General features: G+C 73.0%; 10 protein-coding genes and 1 pseudogene. 1 reads left to right on the forward strand and 10 read right to left on the reverse strand.

The window, feature by feature from the left end:
- Positions 1-61: 61 nt before the first annotated feature.
- The 7 genes from JK364_RS51250 to JK364_RS51280 form a co-directional block, all read right to left on the reverse strand.
- The gene (locus tag JK364_RS51250; RefSeq protein ID WP_307841678.1) at positions 62-1438 is read right to left on the reverse strand and encodes a methylaspartate mutase; all 1377 of its coding nucleotides are present in this window, start codon (positions 1436-1438) and stop codon (positions 62-64) included.
- Positions 1435-1926, reverse strand: coding sequence for a cobalamin B12-binding domain-containing protein (locus JK364_RS51255; protein ID WP_201858374.1), 492 nt, complete (start codon positions 1924-1926; stop codon positions 1435-1437). The genes JK364_RS51250 and JK364_RS51255 overlap by 4 nt, the downstream gene beginning before the upstream one ends.
- A gap of 80 nt (positions 1927-2006) precedes the next feature.
- Positions 2007-3275 (reverse strand): alanine racemase, encoded by a 1269-nt coding sequence (locus JK364_RS51260; protein ID WP_201858368.1) that lies wholly within the window; start codon positions 3273-3275, stop codon positions 2007-2009.
- Positions 3272-4816 (reverse strand): AMP-binding protein, encoded by a 1545-nt coding sequence (locus JK364_RS51265; protein ID WP_307841679.1) that lies wholly within the window; start codon positions 4814-4816, stop codon positions 3272-3274. Before JK364_RS51265 ends, JK364_RS51260 begins: the two co-directional genes overlap by 4 nt.
- Before the next feature lie 77 nt (positions 4817-4893).
- The gene (locus tag JK364_RS51270; RefSeq protein ID WP_201858369.1) at positions 4894-5094 is read right to left on the reverse strand and encodes a ferredoxin; all 201 of its coding nucleotides are present in this window, start codon (positions 5092-5094) and stop codon (positions 4894-4896) included.
- A gap of 8 nt (positions 5095-5102) precedes the next feature.
- Positions 5103-6326 (reverse strand): cytochrome P450, encoded by a 1224-nt coding sequence (locus tag JK364_RS51275; protein WP_201858370.1) that lies wholly within the window; start codon positions 6324-6326, stop codon positions 5103-5105.
- A gap of 152 nt (positions 6327-6478) precedes the next feature.
- A complete protein-coding gene (locus JK364_RS51280) occupies positions 6479-8035 on the reverse strand; it encodes an AMP-binding protein (protein ID WP_201858376.1) in 1557 nt (518 codons plus the stop codon).
- A gap of 120 nt (positions 8036-8155) precedes the next feature.
- Here JK364_RS51280 and JK364_RS51285 point away from each other — a divergent pair, with 120 nt between their 5' ends.
- Entirely contained in the window at positions 8156-8407 is a 252-nt protein-coding gene (locus tag JK364_RS51285) for a phosphopantetheine-binding protein (protein WP_201858371.1), read from the forward strand.
- 63 nt (positions 8408-8470) lie between these two features.
- Here the strand turns inward: JK364_RS51285 and JK364_RS58345 are convergent, their stop codons facing one another.
- The 3 genes and pseudogenes from JK364_RS58345 to JK364_RS51300 form a co-directional block, all read right to left on the reverse strand.
- On the reverse strand, positions 8471-9421 hold the full coding sequence (locus tag JK364_RS58345; RefSeq protein ID WP_372462093.1) for an ACP S-malonyltransferase: 951 nt from the start codon (positions 9419-9421) through the stop codon (positions 8471-8473).
- Positions 9422-9520: 99 nt separating this feature from the next.
- Positions 9521-10414: pseudogene (locus JK364_RS51295) on the reverse strand (proline iminopeptidase-family hydrolase); the annotation flags it as partial.
- A gap of 29 nt (positions 10415-10443) precedes the next feature.
- The gene (locus JK364_RS51300; RefSeq protein ID WP_201858372.1) at positions 10444-15504 is read right to left on the reverse strand and encodes a type I polyketide synthase; all 5061 of its coding nucleotides are present in this window, start codon (positions 15502-15504) and stop codon (positions 10444-10446) included.
- Between the last annotated feature and the right edge of the window lie 47 nt (positions 15505-15551).

Here is a 15551-nt window from a genome sequence, read left to right on the forward strand (position 1 = left end):
CACGAACCGACTCCGGACCCTAGGTTCCGCAGCACCGAAACGCCCACCCCTACCGCACCCCTTATCGCGGACCCGGCAATCTTCTCGACCGTTCTGCCAACGCCGGAGACGCAGTGATCTCCCCGCTTTCCGGCGCGCACGCATCGTATTTCCGCTGTATATAGAAAAGGTCCTCCAGGAGGCCGGACGAGGTGACGGTGCCAGCCGGGGCGCGCCGCTCGGGCGGCGGGACCGGCAGGGCGCCGGTGTCGGCCCAGCAGAGCCGTCCCGCGCCGTCGAGGGCGCTGCGCGTCCGGCCCCGGTTGTCCGGATGGACGCAGTACGGCACGTCGAGGTAGCCGCGCCGGAACGCCAGCAGCAGCGCCGTCCCGATGTCCCTGTGGAGGTTCCGAACGGCGTTGATCAGCGCGTTCGCCTCCCGGTAGGTCGCGGAGTCACCGCCATGCGCGTCGTCGGCGGGTGGGCGGAGCGGGGGGCGCGCCCTGGCTGCCCTGGCGACGTACTCCAGCGCGGCGACGTTCTCGGCGATGGTCGGGATGCGGCGCGACTCGGCGACCGTCTTGACGATGATCCGCTCGGAGCCGGTCGCCAGCGCGAGCCCGGCGGCCTCCCCGAGCAGCCGGTACGCGCCCCGCTCCGTCCGCGGATAAACGCCCATGTACGCGTAGATGACAACATGCCACGAGGACCGGGAAAGGAGCTCTTGGCACAGCCTCCGCAACGCGAGGACGGCTTCGATATCCTGTTCCGGATTGGTCTGCTGGGCGTAACTCACAGAAAGGCTGCGAAGGCCCCGCTGCTGAAAGAACAGCGCCTCCAGGACACTCAGCGCGACCAGGAGGCCCGGCGGGCACAGCTGGCCGAGCATGCATCCGCCGAACGTCTCCAGATGCGGTTCCGAATGGAATTCGCGGAGCGCGGCGAAACGGACGGCGCAATCCGACCAGTTGCGGATCGACTCCGCCAGGGGCGTCCGGCCGTACGGCAGGCAGTACGAGACGGGCCCGCCCTCGGTCGCGGTGAGCCGCAGCGCGACGAGGGCCGAGAAGATGTCGGCCGGGACCGCCGAGCCGTGCCGGACCTGAACCGGGAAGTCTCGGTTCAGGAGGCCCGCGAGAACGGCCGCCGTGGTCTCCGCCGGATGGCTGACGATCGGGTAGCCGTTGAGGTTCGCGCCGCCGTCCGCACGCACCGCCCGCTCGGCGGACGCCAGGTCGCCGACCCGGGTGTAGCTGTCCAGCGTGAGCGTGCCGACGGTGGTGGCGGCGGCGGACCTGGTCGCCGCGAGGCCCGCGCGCATCAGACCAGGCGGGCCGAAGCCCATGCGGGGCTGGGCGACCAGTTCCCCGGCGTCGGCGGCGCGCCGCACGAACGCCCCGAAGTCGACCTCGCGCGGACGCACGTCGGTGGACACCGTCCGCGGCGCGACATCGCTCACGTCCGGCCTCCGTTGCCCGCGAGCTCCCCGGCCCGCGGCGCCATCGACGCCATCATCGTGCGGAAGTCCGCGGCACCCCGGCCGTCGGCGAAGACGGCGTCGAAACCGGCGTCCAGCAGCGCGTCGGTCTGCCCCGCGGCGGCCTCGTGATCGATGCCGAGCTTGCCGCCGATCACCACGGGGGTGTCGGCCAGCTCGGGACGGGCCCGCAGTCTGTCGATCAACCGCAGCCCCTCCTCCCGGCCGTGGCCGTTGACGCTGCTGATGACGACCATCGCGGGGTCGATCCGGCAGCACTCCTCGATCAGCAGGTCGTCGGGGACGCACGGCCCGAGGTTCAGCACCGTGTAGCCGAGTTCCTCGATCAGGAGCTGGAGGAACACCAGATTCCAGGTGTGCGCGTCGGAGGACACGCTGCTGACGACCACGGTGCCCGCCCGCGCGGCAGGCGGGCACCGGTCCGCCGCGCGGGCGGGCACCGGTTCCATCGGGCGGGCGGGCACCGGTTCCATCGGGCGGGCGGGCACCGGTTCCATCGGGCGGGCGGGCACCGGTTCCATCGGGCGGTTCATGGGTGTCCCCCCGCCAGGACCGCCGGCCGGGCCGGCGCGGGACCGGTCACCGGCATGTGCGAGCGGTGGTGCTCCAGCCTCGACACCGACACGATCTCGCCACCGCGCACCGCCACCTCGGCGGGCGCCGGCCGGCCGAGGAACATCAGCAGACTCGCGGTGACCCCATAGGCCCCGGCGTTCGGGACAGTGACGAGGTCGCCGGGCCCGAGCGCCGGCAGCGGGATCTCCCGGCCGAGGACGTCGCCGGGGGTGCACAGCGGGCCGACCAGGCTGGCGTTCTCCGTCGGCTCCACGTCCATGCGCACCGACACCGGCAGCAGGCGGCCGAGCCCGGACATGCCACCGAGGACGTTGATGCCCGCGTCGAGAATCACGAACTTGCGTCCCCTGCTCACCTTGACGTTGCTGACCCCGGCGACGAGCGTCCCGGCGGTCCCGACCAGGTGGCGGCCGGACTCGAACGCGATCCGCGGATCGCCCGCGCGCCACCCGGGCAGCGACGCGTCCAGCGCCGCCGCCAGCGCGTCGCGCAGCCGCGGGTAGACCGGCCGCTCCCCGGGCGCCGCGTACGGCGCGGCGAACCCGCCGCCGATGTCCAGGAACCGCAGCGGCAGGTCCAGTTCCCGCGCCAGCCGTGCGGCGCCGTCGATGGTCTGCTCGAACTCCGCCATGAGGCTCGCCTCGTCCTGGGCGTTGCTCAGCGGGAAGAAGTGCATTCCGGCGAGGCGCACCCCGCCTACCCGCCGCAGCGCGGGCAGGACGGCGGGCAGCGCCTCGGCGTCGAACCCGAACTGGGAGGGGGTGCCGGTCATGCGGATGCTGGTGGTGGCGCTCCCGGAGGCGCTGTTGACGCGCAGCAGGACGTCGGCGGTCGTGCCGTGCTCGCGGGCCGCGGCGCCGACGTGCTCGACGTCGGTGAGCGAGTCGGTGGAGAAGAGCCGGACGCCGCGGCCGACGGCGGCACGCAACTCGCCCGGGGTCTTGCCCGGTCCGGTGTAGAGGCAATCCGCTCCGGCGAAACCGCAGGCGAGGGCCGTGTCCAGCTCCCCGGTGGAGCTGATCTCGGCGCGGCAGCGTCCGCCGGGAACGGCACGCAGGGCTGCGACGACGTCGGGATGCGGGTTGGCCTTGAGCGCGTAGAACAGCTCGGTCTCCGCGGGCAGCGCGCCGAGCAGGTCACGGGCCGCCGCGGCGACCTCGTCGAGGTCGTACACGTAGACCGGCGTGCCGAAGCGGGCCGCGAGATCGTCCAGCCGGGTCACCGGGCACCGTCCCCGGCGATCAGCGCCACGAGGGCGTCGCGGGCGTTCTTGCCGTGCTGGGTCAGCGGCAGCTCGGGCAGGACCCGGCATTCGGCCGGGACCTTCGCCGGTTCCAGCCGCCGCGCCAGTTCCTTCAGCACGACCTGTGGCGGCAGGTCCCCCGCGACGAAGACCATCAGGTCGCGGTCACCGTCCGGCGGTAGCACCGCCGCGGTCCGGACACCGGTGACGTCCATCGCGGCGGCCTCGATCTCCAGGGTGCTCATCCGGATGCCCTTGCGCTTGAACATGTCGTCGCGGCGGCCCGCGAAGTAGAGGTAACCGTCGGCGTCGAACCGGCCGTAGTCGCCGGTGTGCAGGCGGAGAGCGCCGGTCCGCCCCTCCCGGCGGAACGTACGGGCCGTCAGCTCCAGGTTGTTCCAGTAGCCGGGCATGACGTGCGGCCCGCTCGCGACGATCTCGCCGGTCTCCCCGACCGGGACGGGTTCGCCGTCCGCGCCGAGGATCTCCACCGTCGTTCCCGGCAGGGGCAGGCCCACCGAGTCGGGCCGCTCGCGATCCTCCTCGGGCGGCATGATCGAGATGCGCTTGCACTCGGTCTGCCCGAACTGGCGGACGACGCGCGCGCCGGGGAACGCCGCGCGCAGCGCCTCGATCGTCGCGGGCGGCAGCGCCGCGCCGGTGTTGGTGAACAGCCGCACCGGCGGCGGCGGTTCCCGGTCCCGGCCCGCCATCGTGACGATGATGGACGCGAACGACGGGACGATCGGAACGATGGTCGTCCCGGTCTCCCGCATCCGCCTGAGCAGGGTCAGGTCCGACTCCTCGCCCGCGAGGACGATCTCGCTACGGCCGGCGCAGGCGAGCAGGACCTTGTAGAGGCCGTAGTCCCAGGAGATCGGGAACCGGCAGAACACCACGTCGTCGGGCCGGTACCCCAGCACCTCCTGGATGGCCCGGGTGGCGAAGACGATCTGCGCGTGCGGGCACATGACCGCCTTGGGCGCCGCGGTGCTGCCGGAGGTGTAGACGAGGACGGCGAGGTCGTCCGGGCGGGTGTCGGACGGCGGCACCCGCACCCCCGCCACGGCAAGCCGCTCCACCTCGTCCCAGACGACCCCGGCGTCGTACACCGGCGCCGCGCCGATCCCGGTCAGCCGGCCGACCGCGGATCCGGGGGCGATGACCAGCACCGGATCCGCGTCGGCCAGCACCGACGCCAGGTGGAACTCCTTCATGGCGGGGTTGAGCGGCACGAACACGGCGCCGCACCGGGACGTCCCGTAGAACATGCCGACCAGCTCGCGGTGGCTCGGCAGCTGCACGACGACGCGGTCGCCAGGGGCGACGCCGCGGGCCCGCAGCCAGTGCGCGAACGCGTGCGCGTACACGTCGGTCTGCCGGTAGGTCCAGGTTCCGCCGGAGTCGGTGACGGCCGGGGCATCGGCGCTATCGGGCGCGGCGGCCAGCGCCTCGTCCAACAGCGCATGAACGAGTTCGCCGCCCGCTTCGGTCTCGTGCCTTTCGTCGGTGGATCGCACAGCCTTCCCTGCTTGGTAGGAGGAGACGGGGTCTTACGGGATGGAACGGGTCGGGGTGTGACGACGGGTGGTCGCCGCTACCGGTCCTCGACGATCGTCAGGGCGCCGGCAGGACAGCTGTGCACCGCCCGGAGCACCGCGTCGCGGTGTTCGGGACCGGGGGCTTCGTGGAGGAGGAGCACCCGCCCGTCCGCCACGTCCTGGTCGAACACGGCGGGGTCGGACCTGACGCAGGAACCCGAAGAGATGCAGCGCTCCCGGTCGACGGTGAGTCGCACGGCGCCGCCTACCACGTGACCGGGAGCTTGTAGAGGCCGTGGATGAGCGAGTCGTTCTTGAGCGGCAGCTCCTCCGCGGGCACGGCGAGCCGCAGCCCGGGGACCCGCTCGAACAGCCGGGGGAAGATCAGCTCGAGTTGCATCCGCACCATGGTCTGCCCGGAACACTGGTGGACGCCGTGGCCGAACCCGACGTTGCGCACGGACTCCCGCGTGATGTCGAAGCGGTAGGGGTCCGGGAAGAGGTCAGGGTCGTGGTTGGCGGCGGCGAGCGAGGCGATGATGCCCTCGCCCTCGCGGATCAGGGTGTCGCCGAGCTGGATGTCCTCCATCGCGACCCGGGAGGTGCCGAAGTCGGAGATGCTGAAGATCCGCATCAGCTCGTCGACGGCGCGGCTCGCGAGCGACCGGTCCCGCATCAGCAGTTCGCGCTGGTCCGGGTGGTCGATCAGGGCCAGGATGCCGAGGCCGATCATGTTCGCGGTGGTCTCGTGGCCGCCTGCGACGATGGCGCGGACGAGGATGCCGATCTCGGCGAGCTCCAGCCCGAAGCCGTCCTCCTCGTTCCGGACGATCAGGTTGCTGACCAAGTCGTCGCCGGGCTTCTCGGAGCGCTCGACCAGCATCCGCTCGATGTAGGCGGCCATCTGCGCCTCGCGGACGGCGATCTGCTCGGGGTCACTGTCCTTGCCGAGGATGCCGGCGACGTACTCGTGGAAGAAGTGGCGGTCCCCGACGGGGATCCCGAGCAGCTCGCAGATGGCCTGCGCCGGGATCGGCATGGCCAGCTCCTCGATCAGGTCGACCGTGCCGCCCTTCGCCAGAATCGCGTCGATGTACTCGTCGATGATCTCCAGGGTGCGCTCGCGCATCGCGTCGATGCGCCGGATGGTGAACTCCGGCATGATCAAGCGCCGCTGCACGGTGTGTTCGGGGTGGTCCAGGTGGAACAGCGCACGCGGCACCGACTTCAGGATTTCCATCGGCACGGGCAGCATGAGCGGGTAACCGTCGTTCGTGATGTCCGCGCTGACCCGGGAGTCGGACAGGATCTCCCGGACGTCGTCGTACCTGGTGACGAGCCATGCCTCCCGGCCGTTCAACGCGAGGCGGACCTTGGATATGGGGGCCTGCTCGCGGATCTCCTCGTATTCCTTCGGCGGGCCGTAGGGGCAGGACCGCGCCATCGGAAAGGACGGATATTCGGCCTCGGCTTCACTGATTTCAGTCATGTTTCCTCCCTGGGTGGGAATGGTGGCAGCCGGGAACCAGATGAGCACATGCCTACGATGCTCAGCGACGGAGGAAAACGGAATGCGCACGCTGGCCCCCCATTCGGAAGGCTAAGAGAGACGGGACTCGGGTCGGCACCCCTAAAGCACCCCTACCCCGCCGAGGCGCGTTCCGCGAGGGCCTTTCGGTCGGTCTTGCGGTTGGCGTTGAGAGGGAACTCGGGGAGGTGCCGGTAATAGCGCGGCACCAGGTCGTGCGGAAGGCTGCGGCGCAGTTCCCCGGCGAGCCCGGCCGGAGAGGCGGGCGTCCCGGTGTAGAAAGCGACGAGCTCGGTGACGCCGTCGTTCGACCGGGCCACGATGACGGCGTCATCGACGCCGGGGCAGCCGCGCAGCGCGTGCTCGATCTCCGCCGGCTCGACGCGCCGGCCCTGGACCTGGAGCTGGGAGTCCACGCGTCCGAGGTAGGCCAGCTCACCGCCGTCGAGCCGGCGGACGCAGTCGCCGGTGCGGTACCAACGCCTACCTCCGTGCTCCAGGAACCGGCCCTCGCCGTCGACGGGGTCGAGGTAACCGGGGGTCATCTGTGGTCCGGTGACACACAGTTCGCCTTGGGCGCCGACCGCGGCGGTGGCGACGTCGGCGGGGCCGCCGGGCCCGAGGAGCAGGCCGTCGTGGCCCTCGTGCAGGGCGCCGATCGGGACAAGCCCGTTCAGCACATGCGCGGCCGGGACGTCCGGTGCGAAGCGGTGCCCGCTGACCGTGACGGTCAGCTCGGTGGGGCCGTACAGATTCTCGATCAGCGCGCCGGGCGCCGCCTCCTGCCAGTCCGCCGCGTCCGAGCACCGCAGCGCCTCGCCGGCGAAGAAGCTCCACCGCAGCGACGGCAGCGCGGCGGGGCGCAGGCCGCCGAGCCGCCGCACGATCGTGATCGCGCTCGGCGTCGAGAACCACACGGTCAGGCCGCGTTCGGCGACGAACGCGGGCAGGTCCCGGTACGCCTGCGGCGGCACCGTATGCGCGGCTGCGCCGGCGCCCCAGGCGCAGAACAGGTCGAAGATGGCACAGTCGAAGTTGAGGTCGAACGTCTGCGAGAACACGTCGGCGGGCGTGAAGTCGTACCGCGCGTCCAGGAGCCGGAAGTAGTGCGCGGCGGCGCCGTGGGTGATCCGCACGCCCTTCGGCCGGCCCGTCGAGCCGGAGGTGAACAGGATGTAGGCGACGTCGTCCGGCCCGGCCGGGCGCGGCTCGGTGAGCGCGTCCCGTGCGCTCACCGGGATCCGCCGAAACGCGCCGGTGTCCAGGCCGGGCGCGAGGACGGGCAGGTCGAGCCCGTCCGGCCCGCCGAGCGGGGCGAGGGCCACCAGCCCCTCCTCATCGGCGAGCACCGCGGAGACGCCGGTCAGGTCGAGCATCCGTCGAGTCCGGGCGGCGGGGAATCCGGGGTGCAGCGGGACGACCGTGGCGCCCGCGTACAGGGCGGCCAGCAGGGCGGTATAGGTCTGCGGACTCTTGCCGCCGAGAACGCCGACCGCGCCGGGAGGGCCGCCGGCATGCGCGAGCAGCGCGCCCGCCAGGGCGAGCGCCCGCTCATGGGCCTCCGCGTAGCCGAGCGCGGCCGACGCGGTGCGGATCGCGGTGCCATCCGGGGACGCGGCGAGCCCGCGCAGGAAGCGCCCGTGCAGTGCCGCTTCGACCGTTCTGATCATCATCGCTCCCGGAGGAAGTAGGGGTTGTACGCGTCCCGATCGTCGGCTTTCGTAAACAGCGTCGGCCGGTGGTCCGCGCCGAATTCGCATGCGGACCGATCCGCACATCTGGGAGGAACTATGTGGGACGCGCATTTTGAAGAACTGCTGCGCCGTCAGCTGCCTTTTCTCGCGCCCGACGAAACGCTGACGGAGGACGCCGCATTGCGGGATCTCGGACTGGATTCGCTGGGCACGGTGGAATTGCTGGCGGCGCTGGAGAACGCGTACGGCGTTCGTTTCGTGGACGACGCACTCACCGTCGAGACATTCGCCTCTGCCGCTGTGCTGTGGAAGACCCTTTCCGAGATGGCCGCGGCGGCCGCACCCTGATCTCCGCGGCCGCCCCCAGCGGCGGTGACCACGGCGGCGGTGACCACGGCGGCGACCATGTCCTCAGCGCGCCGGCGCCGGTCCCCGCCGCCGGGGGCGAAGTGCCGTCCGGGGGTCGGCCGGCACCACGGTGAAGTTCCGCCGCGTGGCCGGGACCCGGCCGAACAGGGCATCGTGCCCGCAGACGTAGAGCGTGCCGACACCGTGCCGCCGCAGTGCCGCCACGACCCGGGGCCAGCGGACGGGCCGCTCGAAGCCGTCCGCCAGCATCGTCCGCACCTCCTCGCCGGTGTCCACGGCCCGGCCGTCCTGGTCGGCGATCAGCGGCAGCGCCGGATCGGCGAACCGGAGCCCGCCGAGCACCTCACTCTCGATGCGGCCGCGCAGCGGCCCGAACAGGCTCACGTGCATCGGCGGGTACATCGTGTACAGCGGCAGGCCGCCGGCGGCGCGGATCCGCCTCCCCAGCCAGTCCAGTTCGTCCCGGCCGAGCGACAGCATGTGGAAGTCCTCGTCGACTTCGCATGACACCTCGTGCCAGGCGCCCCGGTCCGCCAGCTCCGCCGTGATGCGCGCCAGTTCGCCGGCGGGCACGCGCGCGAAGGACTGGGTCACCACATGGCCGTGCTCGCCGGCGGAGAAGTCCTCCAGGAACCGGGCCCACCGCGCGGTCATCAGGACCCCGTCGGCGAACGACAGCGCGCCCGCGTGGATGGCGGCCGCCTTCCCGCCGAAGCTGGGGCCGGCGCACACCCGCGCGTCCACGCCGTGCTCCTCCCGCGCCCACTCGGCGAGCGCGAGGCAGCCGACCAGGAACGCGACCTGCGCGTACTCGCTGTAGTCGCCGTCGGCCTCGCGCCAGCGATCGATCAGGGGGTAGCCGAGGACCTCGCTCGCCTCGGCGGTCATCCTGCGCGCCACGGGGTTGACGAGCAGGAACCTCGCCGCCTCCGCGAACGGCACGGGTCCCATGCCCGGGAAGACCATCGCGCTCGCGTCGCCGCCGTCGTCCATGCGCGGCCCCTCACCGGTCGGGTGGGTCGGACGAGACCGGGTCCGGGGGACTCCCGCGCCCCGGCGGGAACCCGATCGGGCCCCTCCGCGGGGGGAGCGGAGCCCGTCGAGGTAGGCGCCGAGGACCTCGGCGAACCGTTCCGGCTCCTCCAGGTGCGGAAGGTGGCTGGACTCCTCGAAGATCTCCCAGTGCACGTCCGGGATCAGCTCCTGGAAGGGCCGCACCGTCACCGGCGTCGCCTCGTCGTGGCGGCCCGACAGCAGCAGCGTCGGGACGGCCACGTCGGCGCAGCGGTCCACGACGCCCCAGTCGCGCAGGCTGCCGATGACATGGAACTCGCTGGGCCCGTTCATCGTGAAGTACACGGTCGGGTCGTCGTAGATCTCGTAGAAGGAGGCCATGTAGTCGCGTGGCCACGGGTCCAGGCGGCAGACGTGCTTCTCGTAGAAGACGCGCAGCGCGGCGTGGTACTCCTCGCTGCCGGTGGTGCCGGCGTCCTCGTGGCGCCGCAGGGTGGCGTCTACCCCGGGCGGGAGGGCGCCGCGCAGCACCTTCATCTCCCGCAGCCACAGCGGGTAGGAGGCGGGCGAATTCGCGACGACGAGGCCGCGCAGGCCCGCGGGCCGGGACGCGGCGTGCTCGACGGCGAGCATCCCGCCCCAGGAGTGGCCGAACAGCGCGTAGTCGTCGGCGATGCCGAGCCGGTCGAGGAGGTTGTCGAGTTCGTCCAGGAAGAGTCGCACCGTCCAGAACTCGGGGCCGCGGTCGGGCAGGTGCGTGGACCCGCCGTTGCCGATCTGGTCGTAGTGGACGACCGGCCGGTCCGGCCCGGCCAGGTCCGCCAGGGCGAGCAGGTAGTCGTGGGTGCTGCCCGGGCCGCCGTGGACCACGACGAGCGGCGTGCCGCCCGACCGCAGCTCCCCGGTCACCCGGTACCACGTCTCGTGCTCGCCGAAGGGCACGGTTCCTTTGGTGCTCGGTAAGGGGGTCATGCTCCACCACCTCAGTCGTCGGGTTCGGTTCAGCCTCGGGACACCGGGCCGCCGCCCGGTGCCGTCGAACGAAGCCAGTCCTCGATGACCTGTGCGGCCTCCGCCGCCCCCGCCTCGATCAGCGTGAAGTGATTCGCGGCCACCGTCCGGACGGTGTGGGCCGCGTTCCAGGGCGTGGCCCGCCAGGCGTCCGGGTCGGCGGCCGGGACGTGGCCGCCGCCCGCCGCGTCCGCGGGGTCCGCGGGGTCCGCGGGGTCCGCGGGGTCCGCGGGGTCCGCGGGGTCCGCGGGGTCCGCGGGGTCCTCCGAGACGTAGAAGCGCTCGGTGCATTGGACGAAGAGCCCGGGAGCCTTGACCTCGCCGAGCGCAAGGCCAGGGATGATCTCGCCCCATCCCGCCATGGCCGACCACCGGGCGCTGTCAAAGCCGACGCCGAGCGCCGCCTCCGTCTCGAACAGGCCGTCCGCGAGCCGTTCCAGGGGCACCCCCCAGCCGCCTCCGCTGTAGGAGTAGCTGTCGAGCAGGACGAGCCCGGCGGGCGGGACGCCGAGGGCCGACTCCAGGTGGGCGGCCGTCGCGTGCGCGATGATCCCTCCGGCGGAGTAGCCGACCAGGACGAACGGCTCCCCTTCGGCAGCCTCCAGGGCGCTGCGGGCGAGCGCCTCGACCGCCGCGTCCGCCGTGGCGGGGAGGCTCTCCCCCGGCGCGAAGCCGGGCAGCGGGACGCCGGCGACGTGCCGCGTATCCGGCAGGGCCGCCGCGATGTGCGCGTACTGGTGGACGCCACCCGTCGCGGCGGGCGTGCTGAAGCAGATGAGCCTCGGCACGTCCGGTCCCGTGGCAAGCTTCACCGCGGCCGGCGCGCGGCCGAGCTCGGCGAGCGAGGCGAAGGACGGCCGGAGGGCGGCGACCGCCTTCAGCAGCGCGAACCCCTCGTTCAGCCGCCCGGACCGCACCGCGTCCCGGAACAGGCCGCCCAGCTCCCTGGACCCCGTTCCGGCGGGCGCGCCGCCCGGGACGGCCGGACGGGCCCCGGCGGCCGAGACCTCCCCGGTATCGGCGGCGGTCAGCTCGCCGAGCAGGCGGCGCGCGAGGTTCGCGGGGTCACCGCTGTCGAAGACGACCATCGGCGGCAGATCCAGTCCCGTCGCCTGCCCGAGCGCGGTGCGGAGCTCCATCGCGGTGAGGGAGTCGAAGCCGGCCTCCAGAAACCCCCGTTCCGGATCGAGGGCCGTGGTCCCGTCGTGGCCGAGGATCACGGCGACGTGCCCGAGGATGACGTCCCGGAGCCTGCGTTCCCGCTCGTCCTCGGCGAGCGCGGCCAGTTCCCGCCGCAGCGCGCCGACGTCGGCGCGGCCGGGCGCGGTCGCGCGGCGCCGCGGCCGGGGGGCGAGGCCACGCAGCAGGGCGGGCGTCTCGTCGGTACGGGCGCGCAGCGCGGCCAGGTCCACGAGCAGCGGGGCCAGGACGGGTTCGCCCGCCGCCAGGGCCATGTCGAACAGTGGCAGGGCGTCGTCCACCGGGATCGGCGGCAGCCCTTGGCGGCGCAGGCGGAGCAGGTCGGCGTCCGCCATCCAGTCGGCCATGCCGGTGCCGTTCCACAGCCCCCACGCCATCGAGACGGCGGGCAGCCCGGCGGCGCCTCGGTGGGCGGCGAGCGCGTCGAGGAAGACGTTGGCCGCGGCGTAGTTCGCCTGGCCCGCCGCCATGACCATGCCGCCCGCGGACGATACGAGGACGAACATCGCGAGGTCGATGCCGCGCCGGCGGGTCAGCTCGTGCAGATGCCACGCGGCGTCGGCCTTCGGCGCGAACACCGCGTCCAGCCGCGCGGGCGTCATGGAGCCGACCAGTCCGCCGTCGGCGACCCCGGCGGCGTGCACCACACCGCGCAGCGCACACTCCGGCGGCAGCCCGTCCAGCAGCGCGGCGACGGCGTCCCGGTCCCCGGCGTCGCAGGCGGCGACCGTCACCTCGACGCCTCGTCCGGCCAGCTCGTCGCGGAGTTCCGCCGCGCCGGGGGCGTCGGGGCCGCGCCTGCTCGTCAGCAGCAGGCGGCGGACACCGTGGACGTCGGCCAGATGCCGGGCGATGGCCGCGCCGACGCCGCCGGTGCCACCGGTGACCAGCACCGTTTCCTCGGGCTTGAACGCGGGGACGGCACCGTCGGCTCCGGCCTCGGCGGGAACGAGACGCGGGGCGAGGACCTCGCCGGCCCGGACGGCGGTCTCCGGCTCCCCGCAGGCCACCGCGTCCGCCAAGCGCGCCCCGGTCTCCGCCCGCCCGTCAACGTCCACGATGAGGAACCGGCCCGGGGTCTCGGCCTGCGCCGCCCGCACCAGGCCCCAGACCGGCGCCTGGGCCAGCGCGATGTCCCCGGCGGCGGATGTCGCGTCGCATGTCACCACGGCGAGGCGGCCTCCGGCGAGACGCTCGTCGGCGATCCACTGCTGGAGCACGTGAAGCACCTGGCCGGCCACGGCGCGCATGTCCGCCGGAACGTCGCCGGAGCCGGGTGACGGGCATTCATAGACGACCACTTCAGGCGGCGCGATCGCGCCCGAGCCGACCGCCTCGCCCAGCGCGGCCACATCGGCGAAGACCGGCAAGTCGTTCGCGGCGAAGAGGCCGCCGCCTCCTCCGAGGACCGCCCACCGACCGGTGTCGTGCGCCGCGGCGGCGGCCCGGACCGGCGTCCACTCGATGCGGTAGGGCCGGGCGGCTCCGCCCGGCCGGCCCGAGGGGCTCTGGACCTGCTCGGCGGTGACCGGGCGACCGACGAGCGAGCCGACCGTCAGCACCGGCTCGCCGGCCGGGTCCGCCACGGAGACGGCGACGCCACTCTCCCCGGCGGGCGTGATCCGCACCCGCAGCGCCGACGCGCCGACCGCGTGCAGCGAGACGCCCGTCCAGACGAACGGGACGACCGCACGTCCGCCGTCGGCGCCGCCGTCCTCCAGCAGGCCCGCGTGCAGCGCGGCGTCCAGGAGGGCGGGATGCACACCGAACCGCCCGGCGTCCGCCTCCGGCCCCGCGGCCAGCGCGACCTCAGCGAACACCTCGTCACCGGCGACCCAGGCCGCACGGAGCCCCTGGAATGCGGGACCGTAGCCGAACCCGCGCTCCAGCAGTCGCGTGTACGGGTCCGCCAGCTCGACGGGTTCCGCCCCCGGCGGAGGCCATGCCGCCGGCGGCGCCGGTGGCGGTGCGCCGTGTCCGAGGACTCCTTCGGCGTGCAGCGTCCACGGCGCGTCGAGCGGGACGTCCTCGGCGCGGGAGTGGATCCTGATGGCGCGGCGCCCGGTCCCGTCGTCACCGTCGACCGCGACGCGCAGTGCGTGCCCGCCCCGCTCCGGAAGGACGAGCGGAGCGTGCAGCGCCAGTTCCGCGACCATGTCGCAGCCCGCCGCGTCCGCCGCCTGGAGGGCCAGTTCCACGAACGCGGTTCCGGGCAGCAGCGTCGCGCCCGCCACGACATGGTCGGCGAGCCACGGATGGTCGTCCGTCGACACCTTCCCGGTCAGCAGTACCCCGCCCGGCTCCGGCAGCGACACGACGGCGCGCAGGAACGGATGGTCCGTCGCCCCCAGCCCGGCCCTCTCCACCGCGCCCGGGTCCGCGGCGGCGGTCAGCCAGTACCGCCGCCGCTGGAACGCGTAGGTCGGGAGGTCGACCGGCCGGGCGCCGGTCCGGGCGAAGAACGCCGCCCAGTCGACCGGCACGCCGTGGGCGTACGCCTGCGCAACGGCCGTGATCAACGCACGCTCCTCGGGCCGGTCCCCGCGCAGCACCGCGCAGGCCGGTGCATCCACGAGAGGCGCCAGGACAGCGCCGGGGCCGACCTCGACGAACGCGCCGACGCCCCGCTCCTTGAGCCACCGCACCGCGTCGGCGAATCTGACCGGACGGCGGACTTGATCCACCCAGTACTGAGCGTCGGCCCCGGTCAGCGTGTCCGCGGTGACGGTGGAGATGATGGGGATCCGGGGCCGGTCGAAGGTGATGCCGTCCACCGCGCGGGCGAAGTCGTCCAGCATCGGTTCCATGAGGGCGGAGTGGAAGGCGTGTGACACCGCGAGCCCGCGCGTCTTCCAGCCCCTGTCGGCGCAGGCTCCGGCCGTCCGGGCGACGGCGTCCTCGGTGCCGGAGACGACCACGGAGGCCGGGCTGTTGACGGCCGCGATCTCCGCACCGTCCAACAGCTCCACGACCTCCTCCTCGGGAGCCTGCACGGCGAGCATCGCACCGCCGGAGGGAAGCGCCTGCATCAGACGGCCACGCGCACCCACCAGAACACACACATCAGGCAGCGAGATCATGCCCCCCACGTACGCTGCCGCGATCTCCCCGATGGAGTGCCCGACCAGATAGTCGGGTCGCACACCCCACGACTCGAGAAGGCGGAACAACGCGACCTCGACCGCGAACAACCCGGCCTGAGCCCACACCGTCTGGTCCAGCAGCGCCTTGTCCTCACCCCACAACACCTCACGCAGCGAACCCTCCAACACACCCTCAAAACCGGCACACACCTCATCGAACGCCGCCGCGAACACCGGAAACGCCCCATGCAACTCACGCCCCATCCCCAGACGCTGCGCACCCTGACCCGTGAAGACGAAAGCCGTGCTGATGTCCGGACGGGCCCGTCCGTGGACGATCCCCTGACCGGGCCTGCCGGACGCGAGATCGCTCAACGCGTCGAGCAGTTCCGTCCGATCGGCGCCGATGACGGCCGCGCGCTGTTCCAGCCCGGACCGTGAACAAGCGGAGGCAAGGGCCACGTCCGCCATGTCGAGGTCGGGGTGCTCATTCAGGAAGTCGCCGAGGCGCTCCGCCTGGGCCGGAAGTGCCTCGGCGCCAGCGGCGGAAACGATGATGGGAACCGCGGCCCAGCGACCGCGCTCCACCACCTCGGGTTCCTTCAGAGCAGGGCCTTCTTCGAGGATGAGGTGGGCGTTGGTGCCGCTGACGCCGAAGGAAGAGATCCCGGCCCGGCGCGGGTGCCCGTTGACCGGCCACTGGCGCGCCTCGGTCAGCAACTCCACCGCACCCGAGGCCCAATCCACCTGCCGGGAGGGCTCATCCACATGAATCGTCCGCGGCAACACCCCATGCCGCATCGCCTCCACCATCT

This window comes from Streptomyces endocoffeicus (assembly GCF_016741935.1).
Lineage (GTDB): Bacteria > Actinomycetota > Actinomycetes > Streptomycetales > Streptomycetaceae > Streptomyces > Streptomyces endocoffeicus.